The organism is Streptomyces parvus, assembly GCF_032121415.1.
In the GTDB taxonomy this organism is placed as follows: domain Bacteria; phylum Actinomycetota; class Actinomycetes; order Streptomycetales; family Streptomycetaceae; genus Streptomyces; species Streptomyces globisporus_A.
Genome location: NZ_CP135079.1, coordinates 4,266,091 through 4,281,834, shown reverse-complemented (window position 1 = coordinate 4,281,834; position 15,744 = coordinate 4,266,091). Strand labels below are relative to the sequence as shown.

13 protein-coding genes are annotated in these 15,744 nt (G+C 72.9%); 3 read left to right on the top strand and 10 right to left on the bottom strand.

Annotated elements, in window-relative coordinates:
- Position 1: 1 nt before the first annotated feature.
- A complete protein-coding gene (locus tag RNL97_RS20470; protein WP_313751025.1) occupies positions 2-697 on the bottom strand; it encodes a response regulator transcription factor in 696 nt (231 codons plus the stop codon).
- Positions 694-1,980: an ATP-binding protein gene (locus RNL97_RS20465; protein WP_030577857.1), complete on the bottom strand. Its 1,287-nt coding sequence runs from the start codon at positions 1,978-1,980 to the stop codon at positions 694-696. Before RNL97_RS20465 ends, RNL97_RS20470 begins: the two co-directional genes overlap by 4 nt.
- Before the next feature lie 203 nt (positions 1,981-2,183).
- On the opposite strand from RNL97_RS20465, the gene RNL97_RS20460 reads away from it, so the two are divergent.
- Complete coding sequence (locus tag RNL97_RS20460; RefSeq protein ID WP_243314853.1) at positions 2,184-3,536, top strand: PspC domain-containing protein; 1,353 nt, start codon at positions 2,184-2,186, stop codon at positions 3,534-3,536.
- Complete coding sequence (locus tag RNL97_RS20455) at positions 3,523-3,786, top strand: hypothetical protein (protein ID WP_078651952.1); 264 nt, start codon at positions 3,523-3,525, stop codon at positions 3,784-3,786. The genes RNL97_RS20460 and RNL97_RS20455 overlap by 14 nt, the downstream gene beginning before the upstream one ends.
- Here RNL97_RS20455 and RNL97_RS20450 read toward each other — a convergent pair.
- From RNL97_RS20450 to guaA, 5 genes are all read right to left on the bottom strand, one after another.
- Entirely contained in the window at positions 3,693-4,205 is a 513-nt protein-coding gene (locus tag RNL97_RS20450; RefSeq protein WP_030577866.1) for a DoxX family protein, read from the bottom strand. The genes RNL97_RS20455 and RNL97_RS20450 overlap by 94 nt on opposite strands.
- A gap of 101 nt (positions 4,206-4,306) precedes the next feature.
- Positions 4,307-5,575 carry a hypothetical protein gene (locus RNL97_RS20445; RefSeq protein WP_243314849.1) on the bottom strand — a complete coding sequence of 423 codons (1,269 nt, stop codon included), beginning with the start codon at positions 5,573-5,575 and terminating at the stop codon, positions 4,307-4,309.
- Between the two features lie 113 nt (positions 5,576-5,688).
- On the bottom strand, positions 5,689-6,477 hold the full coding sequence (locus tag RNL97_RS20440; protein WP_030577872.1) for a class II aldolase/adducin family protein: 789 nt from the start codon (positions 6,475-6,477) through the stop codon (positions 5,689-5,691).
- Positions 6,478-6,558: 81 nt separating this feature from the next.
- Positions 6,559-7,329 carry an SAM-dependent methyltransferase gene (locus RNL97_RS20435; RefSeq protein WP_243314847.1) on the bottom strand — a complete coding sequence of 257 codons (771 nt, stop codon included), beginning with the start codon at positions 7,327-7,329 and terminating at the stop codon, positions 6,559-6,561.
- A 132-nt stretch (positions 7,330-7,461) separates the two neighbouring features.
- A complete protein-coding gene (guaA, locus tag RNL97_RS20430) occupies positions 7,462-9,048 on the bottom strand; it encodes a glutamine-hydrolyzing GMP synthase (protein ID WP_243314846.1) in 1,587 nt (528 codons plus the stop codon).
- Between the two features lie 350 nt (positions 9,049-9,398).
- Here guaA and RNL97_RS20425 point away from each other — a divergent pair, with 350 nt between their 5' ends.
- On the top strand, positions 9,399-9,692 hold the full coding sequence (locus RNL97_RS20425; RefSeq protein WP_030577887.1) for a chorismate mutase: 294 nt from the start codon (positions 9,399-9,401) through the stop codon (positions 9,690-9,692).
- Between the two features lie 381 nt (positions 9,693-10,073).
- Here RNL97_RS20425 and RNL97_RS20420 read toward each other — a convergent pair whose 3' ends face one another.
- The 3 genes from RNL97_RS20420 to RNL97_RS20410 all read right to left on the bottom strand — a co-directional run bounded on the left by RNL97_RS20420 (position 10,074) and on the right by RNL97_RS20410 (position 15,468).
- The gene (locus RNL97_RS20420) at positions 10,074-11,822 is read right to left on the bottom strand and encodes a peptidase (RefSeq protein WP_313751024.1); all 1,749 of its coding nucleotides are present in this window, start codon (positions 11,820-11,822) and stop codon (positions 10,074-10,076) included.
- A gap of 101 nt (positions 11,823-11,923) precedes the next feature.
- On the bottom strand, positions 11,924-13,804 hold the full coding sequence (locus tag RNL97_RS20415) for a GMC oxidoreductase (protein WP_030577893.1): 1,881 nt from the start codon (positions 13,802-13,804) through the stop codon (positions 11,924-11,926).
- Between the two features lie 47 nt (positions 13,805-13,851).
- Complete coding sequence (locus tag RNL97_RS20410; protein WP_243314842.1) at positions 13,852-15,468, bottom strand: succinic semialdehyde dehydrogenase; 1,617 nt, start codon at positions 15,466-15,468, stop codon at positions 13,852-13,854.
- Positions 15,469-15,744 lie beyond the last annotated feature (276 nt).

The window sequence follows — 15,744 nt, the reverse complement described above, 5'->3', positions numbered from 1 at the left end:
CTCAGACCAGCCGTCGCGCCGTCGCCCAGCGGGTCAGTTCGTGCCGGTTGGAGAGCTGGAGCTTGCGCAGCACCGCCGAGACGTGCGACTCCACCGTCTTCACCGAGATGAACAGTTGCTTGGCGATCTCCTTGTAGGCGTAGCCGCGGGCGATCAGCCGCAGGACCTCGCGCTCGCGCTGGGTGAGGCGGTCCAGGTCCTCGTCGACCGGCGGGGCGTCCGTGGAGGCGAAGGCGTCGAGGACGAAGCCGGCCAGGCGGGGGGAGAAGACGGCGTCGCCCTCCTGGACCCGGAAGACGGAGTCGACGAGGTCGGTGCCGGTGATCGTCTTGGTGACGTAGCCGCGGGCACCGCCCCGGATCACGCCGATGACGTCCTCCGCGGCGTCCGACACGGACAGCGCGAGGAAGCGGACCGGGTTCTCCACCGCGCCCATCAGAGGGGCGCAGCGGCGGAGGACCTCGACGCCGCCGCCGCCCGGGAGGTGGACGTCGAGGAGGACGACCTCGGGGCGCGTCGCGGTGATGACGGTGACGGCCTGGTCGGCGTCGGCGGCCTCGCCGACCACCTCGACGCCGGTCTCCTCGGTGCGGCCGATCTCGGCCTGCACCCCGGTGCGGAACATCCGGTGGTCGTCGACGAGCACGACCCGTACCCGTCGCTCCGGGCCCCCGGTGGCTTCGGTGTTCTCGGTCATTCGCTCGCCCTCTCCATCTCCAGCTCGACCTCGGTGCCCCCGCCGGGCACCGAACGCAGGCGGGCGGTCCCGCCGTTGCGCTGCATCCGGCCGATGATTGATTCTCGTACGCCCATGCGGTCCCCGGGAACCTCGTCCAGGTCGAAACCCGGACCCCGGTCCCGTACGGACACGAAGACCGTACGGCCCTCGACCTCCGCGAAGACCTGGACCGCCCCGCCCTCGCCACCGTACTTGGCGGCGTTGACCATCGCCTCGCGCGCGGCCTGCATCTGTGCGGACAGCTTCTCGTCGAGGGGGCAGTCGCCGACGACGACGACCTCCAGAGGCACGCCGTGCTTGTCCTCCACCTCGGCGGCGGCCCGTTTGACCGCCTCGGCCAGGGTCTCCGGTTCGTCGTCCTCGTCCTTGCCGGTGCCCTCCGGGTTGTAGAGCCAGTTGCGCAGCTCGCGTTCCTGGGCGCGGGCGAGGCGTCTGACCTCGCCCGCCTCGTCCGCGTTGCGCTGGATCAGGGTGAGGGTGTGCAGCACGGAGTCGTGGACGTGGGCGGCGACCTCGGCCCGCTCCTGGGCACGGATGCGCATCAGGCGCTCCTCGGAGAGGTCCTGGGTCATCCGCACGAGGTAGGGGCCGGCGAGCAGGGCGATCCCGGTGAGCACGGCGATGGCGGCCGTGAGGACGTTGCCGAGCTGGGCGGCGGAGCCCCGGACGACGAGGAAGACCGCGAGGCCGAGGCCGACGAGGGCGACCCCGGCGAGGCCGCGGGCCAGGTGCAGCAGCTTGCGGTGGCGGCCGACCTCCATCCAGCGGGCGCGGCGGGCGTTGTCCGCCTGCCGCCAGACCAGGACGGAGCCGGCGCCGATGAGGAGGGTGGGCCAGATGTAGCGGTCGGCCTCGCTGCCCATGTCGACGTTGGCGACGAACACGGCGGCCCCGACGAGCAGCGCGATCAGGGCGACGAACTGGCCCTTGTCCGGCTTGCGGAGCTTGCGGCGGCCGTCCGCCGAGACCTCGAACACCGAGCGGGGGGCGTCGACGCCGCCGACGCCGAGCGGGACGACGATCCAGAACACCGCGTACAGCACGGCGCCGAGGCCGTCGGTGAAGAACAGCCCGAGGAAGAGGAACCGCACCCAGGCGACCGGGAGCCCGAGGTGTCCGGCGAGCCCGCGCGCTACGCCGCCGAGCAGCCGGCCGTCGGCGCTGCGGTAGAGCTTGCGCACCGGCGGCTCCTCCGGGTCGGCGGCGAGGGAGCTGGCGGCTCGGGTGGTGGCGGCTGGCATACCCCGATCGTCACACGCGCGGACGCGGGGCGGCATCAGGGTCAGCCCCCGAACTGACCCTGATGCTGTCCCCCGCGTGCGGCCCGGTGCGGGTGCCCCTCCCCGCTCGGCCCGGCCCTTCAGGGGCGTACGCGGGCAATATCAGGGACCGTCCAGGGTCGGGGCGGGTCCCGGCGGGCGGTCCGGCCCGTCACCATGGAGGCATGACCGCTCCCTCCAACACCGCTCCCGGCGTCGCGCCTCCCGAGGCGCCGAAGCCGACGCTGCGGCGCACCCCGCGGCAGAAGGTCGTCGCCGGGGTGTGCGGCGGACTCGGCCGGTACTGCGACGTGGACCCGGTGATCTTCCGGATCGTGCTCGGTGTGCTGTCGGCGAGCGGGGGCGTCGGTCTGATCTTCTACGGCTTCGCGTGGCTGCTGCTGCCCGCGGACAACGAGGACGAGAACGAGGCGCGCAAGCTGCTGTCGGGGCGGGTCGACGGGGCGTCGCTGGTGGCGCTGCTGCTGGCGCTGATCGGCTGCGGTCTCTTCCTGTCGATGCTGCACAACCGGGGGATGCTGGCGTTCGCCGCGCTGCTGACCGTGGCCGTCGTCGGCTTCTCCGTGTGGACGCAGTCCCGGCGGACGGCGGATCCGGAGGACCCGGCGGCCCCGCCCGGCGCACCTGCCGCCCCTTCGGGGCCCGCGCACACCGGCGGGCTCGGCACGCCGCCGCCGGAGGTGAAGGCCCCGCCGGCGCCGGGCAGCCCCTCGTGGTGGCGGGACCCGATCGTCAAGGACGGCACCACCGGCCCGGTCGGCTCCGGCTATCTCTGGGGGCCGCCGGACACCGACGCGGAGGCGGCGCGGGCCAAGGTGGCGGCCGGGCGGCCCACTCCGGACGCCCCGTTCCGGGCGCCGCAGCCCTCGTCGCCCGTGCCGCGCGGGCCGCGTTCGATCGGCGGCCCGGTCTTCCTGACGGCGCTGGTGGCGGGCGGTCTGGGCACCGGGCTGAGCTGGGAGCACCAGCCGCTGGGCACCGCCCTGCAGATCGGTCTGGTCGCGGCTCTCACCGTCTTCGGACTCGGCCTGCTGATCGCGTCGCTGCTGGGGCGGACCGGCTTCGGCACGGTCTTCATGGCGATGGTCACGGCGGGCCTGCTGGCGGGCGCGGCGGTGCTGCCGAAGGACATCGACACCTCGTGGGCCCGCCAGGAGTGGCGGCCCGCATCGGTGACCGCCGTCCAGGCGCGCTACGAACTGCGCACGGGCGACGCCCGGCTGGACCTGTCCGGCCTGAAGGTCCCCGAGGGCGGGACCGTGCGCACGCAGCTCGACGTGGCGGCCGGGCGGGCGGCCGTCGTCGTCCCGGCGAACGTGACAGTGAAGGTGCGCGCCGAGGCGGGTCTCGGAGAGGTCCGTCTGGAGGAGGCGCAGCGGGTCCAGGTCCGGATCAACAACGGCGGGTCGACCGAGCGCACGCTGCCGCCGCCGAAGGGCACGGCGCCCGCCGGGACGGTCGAACTGGCAGTGGAAGTCGGCATCGGACAGGTGGAGGTCACCCGTGCTGCGTCATGAATTCCGGCCCGGCAGGGCGGTGGCGGGCCTGGTGATGCTGGGCCTGGCCGCCGGGTACGCGGCGGACGCCGCCGGGGCCTGGGAGGTTCCGTGGACGTTCTTCCTGCCGCTGTTCTTCGGCGGGCTGTGGCTGGCCGCGACGGTGACCTGGGCCGCCTACATGCTGCGGCGGCGGCGCGCGGCGAGGAAGGCGTCGGCGGAGAGCAGCGGGGCGCCCGCGAGCACCAGCGGCAGCCACCCCATCAGGTAGGGCAGGTCGTTGCCGTAGTAGTACGGGGTGGCCTGCCAGCTCACGGTCAGCCAGAGGCTCAGCGAGATCAGCGCGCCGCCGAGCGCCGCGAGCCGGGCCCAGAGGCCGACGAGGGTGCCGAGGCCGACGAGGAGTTCGCCGATCGCGATGGCGTGGCCGAAGCCCTCGGGGCTCTTCAGCGCCAGGTCGACGAGGGCGGGGATCGCGGAGGAGTCACGCACTCCGCGCATCATCTCGCCGATGGACCCGTTGCCGGTCGCCGAGAGGAACGCGCTGTCGGTGAGCTTGTCGAGGCCCGCGTAGACGAAGGTGACGCCGAGGAAGATCCGCAGCGGCAGCAGGGCGTAGACGCCTGCCTGTTCCTTCAGCGTCCTGCGCTCGCCCAGTCCGTACGGACCCCGCTCACCGTAGCCGTTCATCACCGCTGCCCCACTTCCCGATGTCCCGTCACTTCGACCATACGTACGCCTTCGGCGCGCCGCTCACCAGGGGTGCGGGCGGATCGGTGAAAGGGGGGCGGTCAGTCGGTGACGTCGATCGATACCCGGTCGGTCTCCACCCCGGCGGCGGTGACGACCTGGACGTCCACGGTCCCCGGCTCGACCTCGACCGGGACGGGCACGGTGAGGACGGTGTCGGTGGGGTTGGCGAAGCCTCCGGCGACCGGGACCAGCGGGACGTGGACGTGGACGGTCCCTATCCGCACGACGAGCCGGGCCAGCCGGTCGGGGGCGCCCGCGCCGGGCGGGACGAAGCCCGCGCCCCGGATCTCGATGTCGTCGCCGGTCCGGATCGGTGCGTCCAGGTCCCCCGCCTCCCGGGCCCGCACGACGGACAGCACGACGGGCCGGCCGCCCTCCGCGTACTTCCCGGCGAAGTAGGTCGCCGCCGAGACGGCCACCAGCAGCGCGAGCCCCCACGGCAGATCGGGCAGCTGCTCGGGGCGGCGGGCGAGGCGGACCGCGGCGAACAGCACGGCAACGGCGCTGACCAGCACGTACTGCACATCGGTGAACGACCCGCGCCCGGAGTCGTCGGTGAGCAGGTCGGCGGCGCGCGGCCGGTCCGCGCGCAGCTTCTGGAGCCGCCGGCCCAGCACCCGTACGGTCACGACGCGGCGCACGACGACGGCGACCGCGCACACCAGCGCCAGCACGGCCACGACCCCGGCGGAGCGCACGAGGTCGAGCCCCTCGATCAGCGCGTCCCGCTCGTCCGGGTCGGAGGCCCCGGCCAGTTGCAGCGCGAGGACGAGGACGGAGAAGACGGCGAGCAGCACCCAGGAGGCGGCGACCGTCCGGGACGTGGAGAGCCGGTTGTCCTCACCGATCAGCGGGGCGAGGAGGCCGCCCCGGGCGCGGTGGAAGCGGGCGGCGGCGGTGAGCAGCCCGGCGGTGGCGAGGGCGGCGAGCAGGGCGGCGGTGCGGGCGGTGGACCAGCCGGCCCCGATCGCGGTGACGCAGACCCCGACGAGGAGCGCCCCGGCCGCACCCCAGACGGCGACGAGGGTGGACCGCCAGACCTGGTGCGGCCAGGCGTCCCCGGCCTCCCGGGCCCGTTCGGCGACGGCGCGGGCGGACCCGGTCAGCTCGTCGGAGACCCACTGCCGGGAGGCGGAGGCGGACTGGGCGACCCCTGCGGGGAGCCCGTTGCCCGCCGCGAGTTCGTCGCGCTTGGCGAGGAACGCGGCGACCGCGTGCCGGTGTCCGCGACGCGCTCCGTGCGGGCAGTCGCCGCAGGTACAGCCGCCGCTGGGCGTGCCGTTCGTCCTGGTTTCGTCCAACGCCACGGAGGATTACGCCCTTTCCCGCCCCGGTACAGCCAACTCACTTGCGATATCAGCGAATTGTGCCGTACGGGGCGGCCGGTCCCCGCATCGGGGCGGGCCGGGGGCCGGTATCGTCAGAACGTTCGACTGATCCGCTGCCACAGGGGTTGGTAGTTGATCCAGGCCACCAGGTCGCTCCCGAGGTGGTCGCGGGTGGTGACGGCGTCCCGGTGCGAGATGAGGACGGGCTTCCCGGCGGCCCGCGCCAGCAGCTGCACCTGGCAGGCGCGCTCCAGCGTGAGGAACCACCAGGCCGCCGCGTCCACCGAGTCCCCCACGGTCAGCAGTCCGTGGTTCCGCAGGATCACCGCCTTGTGCGGCCCGAGCGCGGCGGCGATCCGCCGGCCCTCGTCCTCGTCCACGACGACCCCGGAGTAGTGGTCGTACAGCGCGTGGTCCTCGTAGAAGGCGCAGGACTCCTGGGTGATCGGCTCGATCGGCTCCCCGAGCGCTGCGAGCGCCCGGCCGTGCGTGGAGTGGGTGTGCGCGACGGCCACGGTGTCCGGGCGGGCCCGGTGCACCGCCGCGTGCACGGCGAACGCGGCCTGGTTGACGTGGAAGCGGCCTCGGACGACCTGGCCGTCACCGTTGACGAGGATCAGGTCCCCGGGGGCGATGTCGGCGAAGGGCGCGCCGAACGGGTTGACCCAGAAGCAGTCCGCCAGCTCGGGGTCGCGCACGGTGATGTGCCCGGAGACCCCGTCCTCGTACCCGAGCTGCCCGAACAGCCGCAGCGCGCCCGCCAGCCGTTCCCTGCGGTACGTGCGTTCCTCGGCCGGTGAGGCGTGCACGGGTGGCATCGCGAACTGGAGCTGCTCGACGGGGATCGGGGCGGGGTCGGACACGGCGATCTGTTCGGACATGGCGGCTCCTCACGTTCCCAGAGGCGTACAGGACCGGAAGTTACCGCCGGGTGGGGACGGTGAGAAGGGGTGGGGCCCAGGTCAGGCGCTGAGCACCAGATAGGCGAGGGTGAAGGAGGAGCGGTAGCCGCCGTAGTAGCCGGTGCGGCGGGCGTCGACCTCGGCCGTGACCTCGGCGTGCAGCGGATGGTCCGGGTTCGCCAGGGCCCAGCGCTGTCCGCGCCCGATCGGACCCTCGGACTCGAAGAGGTCCCATTCGCGCTCGTCGGCGACGGTGACCTGGAGGGCGCGCAGTCCGGCGGACTCCGCCAGCCGGATCAGCTCCAGCAGCGAGCCGAAGTCCCCGGGCTCGGCCCCCAGTCCCGCCAGCGCGGCGGGCGTGGGCTCCTCTCGCCAGATCCCTTCGCCGAACAGCACCCGTCCTCCGGGGCGTACGGCGGCGGCGAGGGCGGTGAGGGCGTTTCCGGTCGACTCCCGGGCGGTGGCGCCGGGCCAGGCGTGCGAGGAGCCGATGGAGACGGCGAGGTCGTAGCCGCCCTCGGTCCACTCGGCGGCGGGCGTCGGGTGGAACCGCACCCGGTCCGCGAGCCCCCGCTCCCCGGCGAGCTTCCGCCCGCGCGCCACGGCGTCAGGGTCGGTCTCGACACCGTCCCCGGTGGCCCCGGGAGCGGACTGCACGAGCCGCATCAGCAGTTCGCCCCAGCCGGAGCCGAGGTCGACGATCCGCGATCCGGGGGCGGGGTCGCAGGCGGCGATCAGCCGGGCCGCGTGTTCCTCGGAGAGCGGGGTGTTCCAGGTGAGGCGGTCGTTCCCGGCGGCGGAGATGACGGTGCGGACTTCTTCGGCGGACATGGTGCGGAAGCCTGGCACAGCGGGTGGGGCGGTGCCAGGGGATTACGGCCCTGGCGCGCCGGTGCCGCCGCCCGGAGGATCGGACGACGGCATCGGTGTCGGGCCTGGGGGCTCAGCGGCGCCCGGGAGGGGTCACTCCCACTCGATGGTCCCCGGCGGCTTGCTCGTCACGTCGAGGACGACGCGGTTGACGTCGGCGACCTCGTTGGTGATGCGGGTGGAGATCTTCGCCAGCGTGTCGTAGGGCAGGCGCGACCAGTCGGCCGTCATGGCGTCCTCGGAGGAGACCGGGCGCAGCACGATCGGGTGGCCGTAGGTGCGGCCGTCACCCTGGACGCCGACCGAGCGGACGTCGGCGAGCAGGACCACCGGGCACTGCCAGATGTCGCGGTCCAGGCCGGCCGCCGTCAGCTCCTCACGGGCGATGGCGTCGGCCTCGCGGAGCAGGTCGAGGCGGTCCTTGGTGACCTCGCCGACGATGCGGATGCCGAGGCCGGGGCCCGGGAACGGCTGGCGCTGGACGATCTCCTCGGGGAGGCCCAGCTCCTGGCCGACCATGCGGACCTCGTCCTTGAACAGCTGGCGCAGCGGCTCGACGAGCTGGAACTCGATGTCGTCGGGGAGACCGCCGACGTTGTGGTGGGACTTGATGTTGGCGGTGCCGGTGCCGCCACCGGACTCCACCACGTCCGGGTAGAGCGTGCCCTGGACGAGGAAGGCGACCTCGGGCCCCTCCTCCTGGAGGATCTCCAGCTGGGCCTGCTCGAAGACGCGGATGAACTCGCGGCCGATGATCTTCCGCTTCTCCTCCGGGTCGGAGACCCCGGCGAGCGCGTCGAGGAAGCGCTTCTCCGCGTCGACCACCTTCAGCTTCGCGCCGGTCGCGGCGACGAAGTCCTTCTCGACCTGCTCGGTCTCGCCCTTGCGCATCAGCCCGTGGTCGACGTAGACGCAGGTGAGCTGGGAGCCGATGGCCTTCTGGACGAGCGCGGCCGCGACGGCGGAGTCGACGCCGCCGGAGAGGCCGCAGATGGCGCGCTTGTCACCGACCTGCTCGCGGATGAGGGCGACCTGCTCCTCGACCACGTTGGTGGTGGTCCAGTTGGGCTCGATGCCCGCGCCGCGGTAGAGGAAGTGCTCCAGGACCTGCTGGCCGTGGGTCGAGTGCATGACCTCCGGGTGGTACTGGACGCCGTACAGCTTCTTCTCGTCGTTCTCGAAGGCGGCGACCGGGACCACGTCGGTGGAGGCGGTGACCGTGAAGCCCTCGGGGGCGGCCGAGCAGGCGTCGCCGTGCGACATCCACACCGGCTGCTCGGTGGGCGTGCCCTCGAAGAGCGTCGAGCCCGCCTTGGTGACGTGCAGCGGGGTACGGCCGTACTCACGGGCCCCGTTGTCGTCGACCGTGCCGCCGAGCGCCGTCGCCATCAGCTGGAAGCCGTAGCACATGCCGAAGACCGGGACCCCGGCCTCGAACAGCGAGCGGTCCAGGGACGGCGCGCCCTCCGCGTACACCGACGAAGGACCGCCGGAGAGGATGATCGCGCGGGGGTTCTTGGCCAGCATCTCGGCCACCGGCATGGTGGACGGGACGATCTCGCTGTAGACCCGGGCCTCACGGACGCGGCGGGCGATGAGCTGGGCGTACTGCGCGCCGAAGTCGACGACGAGGACCACGTCGGCCGTGGCGTCGGGGGCGGCGGGGGGTGCTGCTGGCACGGGGCGGCCTTCCGGCGGTGGTGATGAGGGTCGGTTCTTCCGATTCTACCGGCCGTGCGCGGACCCTCCGCCGGGCCGGTGGCGGGGGCGCCCCTGCCCCCCGCGTCTCACGATCCGGGCCCCGTTTTGTCGGGGCGGCGGAGACAGGGCCATACTGTGCGCCATGCGTCAGCACACGACCTTCGTCTTTACCTATGGCATCCGGCCCGCCGGCTGCCATGGTCGTGCTGCTTGAGCTACTGACAAGCAACGTTCCAGGCGCCCCGGGCCAGCTGGCCCGGGGCGTCTGTCGTATCCGGGTCCGTTCGCCCCGGGGGCCGCCGCCCACCGACCCACCGGGAGTCACCACCATGAGCAGCACCACCGACACCACCGCGGCCACCGGCGCCCGCACCGACGAGGCCGCCGCCCTGATCGGCGGCGCCCGGGAGCGTATCGACGCCCTCGACGACCGGATCATCGGTCTCGTCCAGGAACGGATGGCCGTCTCGGCGGTGATCCAGGAGGCCCGGATCACCTCGGGCGGCCGCCGGGTCAACCTCTCCCGCGAGACGGCCGTGCTCGGCCACTACAGGGACGCGCTGGGCAAGCCGGGCACCGCGCTGGCGATGACGCTCCTGGAGCTGTGCCGCGGCCGGGTCTGAGGCCCGGTGGGCGGCGCGCGGACGGAACGGTTCTCCGCCCGCGCCGCCGGGGCCGCATCTGCGTTCGGGGCCCGTCTCACCCGTACGGCGCGTGACCAGGAGCGCGGTGCCTTCGTTGGTCCTGGTGTCCGTGCCAACCAGGGGCGGCATCGGTAGGAAACCACGCGTGGCTCCGCCGGGGAGTGTGACGTACTGCAGGTGCGTCGTGGGACCACGACCCGGCGTATGTGACCGGTCCGCAGGGGACAGCAGCCCGGTCACCCCATATGCGGCCGATCCCGGGGACGCCCGGGTCGGCCGCATCGGAACGCATCCGGGCGGAGGCCCGCTCCCTCCTCCGCCGCCCCTCGCTCGCAGCCCTGTGCCGCCGTGCGCCCGAGGTCAGCTGTGGCGCGCGGCCCGTCGCCGTGCCGCCGTGAATAGCACCAGGCCCGCCGCCAGCGCCGCGGCCGCCGTGCCCGAGGCGATCAGGGCGACCGATCCCGTCGAGGCGAGTCCGCCGCCGGAGCCCCCGGCCGTCCCCGCCGAGGAACCGCCGGACGTGGTGGAGCCCGAGGAGCCGGCGGTGCCCGACGGGCTCTCCTCCGGGTCCGGGGCGGAGGTCGGCGGGGTGGACGGCCCGCCGGAGCCGCCGTCGCCGCCGGCCGTCGCGCCGCCGGAGTCGGAGCCGTCGCCCTCACCGTTCAGGATCAGATACGCCGTGTTGTTGGCCGGCTTCGGGTCGAACGGCAGCTTCGGGTTTTTCAGGAAGGTGTGGCGTACGGTGACCTCGCCGCTCGCGCCGACCATGGCCTTGTCGACCCGCAGCTCGAAGGACAGGTCGAGGCCCGCCCCGTCCCGCACGGTCATCGAGGTGTTGCAGAAGTAGCGCGGCGCGGGGCTGTTCTGGTCCCCGCGGTACTTGCCGTCGGCCGTCACCGCACGGCAGCGCTCCGGCTTCGACGTGACCGAGGCGCCCTGGGGGACGGTGAAGTCGACGGTGGCGACGTCCTCCTTGGAGCGGATGTGGCCGATCCACGCCGGGCCCTCGTTGCGGAAGCCGATGTCGGCCCTGACGAAGGAGCCCTCGGTCCCGGCCACCTCGTCGCCGTACGCCACGAAGTCGGCCGTGTTCTCCGTACGGAAGTCGGCTTCCTGCTGGTTGTCGTACGGGGTGAGGTCGGTGCCCCTCGCCGCGGCGCCCTTCTTCGCCGGGACCGCCTTCAGCACGCCGCCGGTGCCCTGCTCGTAGGGGGCGCCCGCACGCTGGGCGGTGCGCTGGGCGGCGCTGTTCTCGTGGATGCCGTAGAGGAAGGTGTCGTAGTAGGCGCGCTCGGTGGCCTCCAGCGTCAGCGGAGTGGCCAGCGTGTACGTCGCGCCCGCCTCGAAGGCTCCTTCGACGGAGCAGAGCGCGGTCGTCCAGCCGAAGTCGGGCAGGTCCGGGTCGTCCACGGTGTACTCGCAGTTGGAGTAGCGCTGCGGGATGTCCAGGCCGTGCGAGTGGCGCAGGGTGAGCAGGACGCCGTCGGCGTCCCTGGTGCCCCGGTTGGCGAAGGTGATCGGAGCCGGCTGCTTCTCCCCCGGGGTCAGCTCCGTCCTGAGCGGCAGCTGCTCCATCACGAGGTCGGGGCCGCCGACCGTGAGCCGGGTGGTGAACGGGGTGAAGGTGGCCCCGTCCGCCTGGCCGGTCACCGTGATCGTGCCGGTGTCGCCGTTCTCGCTGCCGTCGGCGGCCGTGACGACGAGGTCGGCGGCCGTCTGGGATCCGGGCCAGATGCCCCAGTCCTCGCAGACGGCCTTGGTGCCGGTGATCGTGCAGTCCGGGCCGGACTCGCCGTCGATCTTCACGTCGGCGACGCCCGCGACGCCGCTGAGGTCGAAGGTGAGGGTGTAGTCGCCGCCGAAGCCGCCGTTCTCCTCGTCCTCGGACGGGTTGTAGAGGGTGATCCCGAACTGGGAGGACTCCGGCCGGCCGCTCTCCGGATACGGGTGCAGTGCGGTCTCGGCCGGGCCCCCGAACGTGAACACCGGCGTGTCCGCGGCCTGTGCCGGGGCGGCCGCCCCGGCGAGCGAGACCGCGGCCAGCAGGCCTGCGGCGGCGAACGAGCCGGCTGCGCGGTGCAGCACGGTCCTCGGGGAACAGCGTGTCATCTGGGACCTCTGGTACTCGGCAGGAGCTGTGGGGCTGCTGTGACAGTTGTCGCGGTACGGGTTGGACCGCACAGCTCCCCGAACAGTTGCCCTCCCCAAGATCACGGATTGGGTACGGGGGTGTTCCCGACGCCCTTCACGTCCGCGCCGGCCTCCGCCGTCCCCTTCGGCGGCACCACGGGTATGCCCAGGAACGGCAGCTTCAGCGCGCCGAACGCCTCCTTGGGCACGGCGGGCGTGCGCGGTGCGACCGGGGCGAGCCGCTCGTAGGCCGCGCCCTGCTCCGGGCGTGGGTCCGCCTCGCCCTTGTTGGGCCACAGGGACATCGCGCGCTCGGCCTGGGCGGTTATGGTCAGCGAGGGGTTGACGCCGAGGTTGGCGGAGACGGCGGAGCCGTCGACGACGCTGATGCCGGGGTGGCCGTAGAGGCGGTGGTACGGGTCGATGACGCCTTCCTCGGCGCTCGCGCCGATCGGGCAGCCGCCGAGGAAGTGGGCGGTGAGCGGGGTGCCCATCAGCTCGCCGACGTTGGACCCGGCGAAGCCGTTGATCTCCTCGGCGAGCAGGCTCGCGCCGAGCGTCGCCTCCGGGATCTGTGTCGGGTTGGGAGCGCCGTGGCCCTGGCGGGCGGTGAGCAGGCCCTTCCCGATGCCGCCCGGTTTGCGGTACGTGGTCAGGGAGTTGTCCAGCGACTGCATGACCAGGCCGATGATGGTGCGCTCGGACCAGCGGCGGTTGGAGAGCGAGCGTGCCGCCAGCGTGGGGTGCTTGACCATGTTGGCGATCCAGCCGCGCACCCGGTGGGCCCCGTAGGGGACCTGGAGTATCGTCATCGCGCCCATGGCGTTGGAGCCCTTGCCGTAGCGGACGGGCTCGATGTGGGTGTTGTCGTCGGGGTGGATCGACGAGGTGATCGCGACGCCCCGGGTGAAGTCGGCCTTGGCGGTGCCGTGCTTCCTGCGGTAGCGGCGGTCGCTGGTCTGGGCGCCCACCAGCCCCTCGGAGTTGGTACGGGTCAGCTCGCCGAGCTTCGCGGAGAGCCGGGGCAGCAGCCCCCGGTCCTTCATGGTGTGCAGGAGGGTCTGGGTGCCGTACGTTCCGGCGGCGATGACGACCTTGCGGGCGCGCAGCTTCGTGGGCTTCGCCCTGCGGCGGCGGTCGGTGGGGACGGTGAGGACCCGGTAGCCGCCCTCGGCGTCCTCGGTGACGGCGACGACGGAGGTCATCGGGTGGATGACCGCTCCGGCCTGCTCGGCGAGGTAGAGATAGTTCTCGTTGAGGGTGTTCTTCGCGCCGTGGCGGCAGCCCGTCATGCACTCGCCGCACTCGGTGCAGGCCTTGCGGTCGGGGCCCGCGCCGCCGAAGTACGGGTCGGGGACGGTGCCGCCGGCCTTGGCCTTCGCGGTGCCGTCGGCGTCCTTGCCGTCGCCGAAGAAGACGCCGACGGGGGTCATGTGGAAAGTGTCGCCGACGCCCATGGTCTCGGCGACGGCCTTGAGGTGGATGTCGGACGGGGTCATGGTCGGGTTGAGGCGGACTCCGAGCATCCGGCGCGCCTGGTCGTAGTACGGCTTCAGCTCGTCCTGCCAGTCGGTGATCGCGGACCACTGGCGGTCCTCGAAGAACGGGGCGGGCGGCACGTACAGGGTGTTGGCGTAGTTGAGCGACCCGCCTCCGACTCCGGCCCCGGCGAGCACCATCACGTTGCCGAGGAGGTGGATGCGCTGGAGGCCGAAGAGACCGAGGGCCGGCGCCCAGAGGTAGTTCTTCAGGTCCCAGGAGGTCTTGGGGAGCGTGCCGGGGGTGAAGCGGCGGCCCGCCTCCAGGACGCCGACGCGGTAGCCCTTCTCGGTGAGCCGGAGCGCCGACACCGCGCCCCCGAAGCCCGAGCCGACCACCAGGACGTCGTAGTCGTACGCGGCGTCGTCCTCGGCCGGGACATGGCTCACGGCCTGTTTCTGGGCAGGGCTGTCCTGGGGCATGGCACTCCTCGGAACGGAATCAGTACGAAAGGGGCGTGCTGGGCGTCTCAGCGCAGCCGGAACGCCTTCATCACCTTGAGGCTGCTCGTCATGAACGCGGCGTACTTCTCGTCGTCCATCCCGAAGGCGGGCGCGAGCGGGATCAGCCGCTGCTGGGCGACGGTCTGGGCCTCGGTGTACTTGAGAATGCCCTCGGAGCCGTGCCGCCGGCCGAGGCCGGACTCCTTCATGCCGCCCATCGGGGACTGCACGCTGCCGTAGGCGGGGGCGTACCCCTCGTTGATGTTGACGGTGCCGGTGCGCAGCCGGGCGGCGACCTCGTGGCCCCGCTTGGAGTCGGTGGTCCAGACGCTGGAGTTGAGACCGTACGGGGTGGCGTTGGCCAGCGCGATCACCTCGTCCTCGTCGCTGAAGCGGTAGATCGCGACGACCGGCCCGAAGGTCTCCTCGCCGCAGACGGCCATGGGGGCCTCCACGCCGTCGAGGATGGTCGGCTCGTAGAACAGCGGGCCGATGTCGGGGCGGGCGACGCCGCCGGCGACGAGGGTCGCACCCTTCTCGACGGCCTCGTCGACATGGCGCGCGACGGTCTCCAGCTGGCGTTCGCCGACGAGGGAGCCCATGTCGGCCCCGTACGCGAGGGAGCTGCCGAGCCGCATGGCCTTCGTCCGGGTGGCGAAGCGCTGCACGAAGTCGTCGGCGATCGACTCGTGGACGTACAGCCGCTCGATGGAGATGCAGAGCTGGCCCGCGGAGGAGAAGCAGGCGCGGACGGCGCCCGCGGCGGCCTTCTCGACGTCGGCGTCCTTCAGGACGAGCATCGCGTTCTTGCCGCCGAGCTCCAGGGAGACGCCGACCAGGCGGGAGGCGGCCCCCACGGCGACCTCGCGGCCGGTGCGGGTGGAGCCGGTGAAGGAGACGTAGTCGGCGCGGCTGACGACCTCGGGGCCGACGACCGGGCCCTCGCCGAGGACGATCTGGAAGACCTCGGCGGGCAGTCCGGCCTCGATCAGGAGGTCGCGGGCCCACAGGGCGGTGAGCGCGGTCTCGGTGTCGGGCTTCATCACGACGGCGTTGCCGGAGACGAAGGCGGGCAGAGCGTCGCCCACGGAGAGTTCGAGCGGGTAGTTCCAGGGGGCGATCTGGCCGACGACGCCGCGCGGCTGGCGCAGTTCGGTGACCTTGGTGAGGGTCGGGACGACGCCGGTGTGGCGGCGGGGCTTGAGGTAGGAGGCGGCCTTGCGCCCGTAGTGGCGGGCGGCGACGGCGACGGCCTGCACCTCCTCGTGGGCGTGCAGACGGGCCTTGCCGGTCTCCAGCTGGATGAGGTCGAGGACCTCCGACTGGCGGCTCAGGACGAGGTCGTGGAAGCGCAGCAGGACGGCGGCCCGCTGCCGTACGGGGACGGCGGCCCAGACGGGCTGGGCGGCGCGGGCCCGGCCGAAGGCGGTGGCCACGTCCTCGGGGGTGGACTCGGGCAGGTCGGCCAGCTTCTCCCCGGTGAAGGGGGTGTGGTTGGCCGTTCGGCCCGACCCGACGACCCCGCGGGTCAGCTGGGCGATCACCTCGGGGGTGACCACGTCGGCGGCCGTGCGCACCCCGGCGGGGGCGACCGCCACGGGGTTCGTACCGAGAGGGGCGTCAGGGGCCTGCGAGTCCGTCATGGGGCCGAGAGTATGTCCAGCCGGAGTCTTTGGGTACCCGTCGGTAACAGTTTTTCACAGGACCCGCCACCCCCGTGCGGCACCACCCTTGAACCAGCCAGTGATCGCTGGCGACATAACCGCTGATCAGTGGCGTTGCGGCCGACCGCCCGACGGCGGCCGACCCACGACCCTCAGGGAGCGTGAATGTGTCAGCCCCTCGGCCACCTCGGCGAAGATCGCGTCCCCGTCCTTCGCCGCGGGGCGCGGACCGCTGCGCCCGGGGCCCGGCGGGCC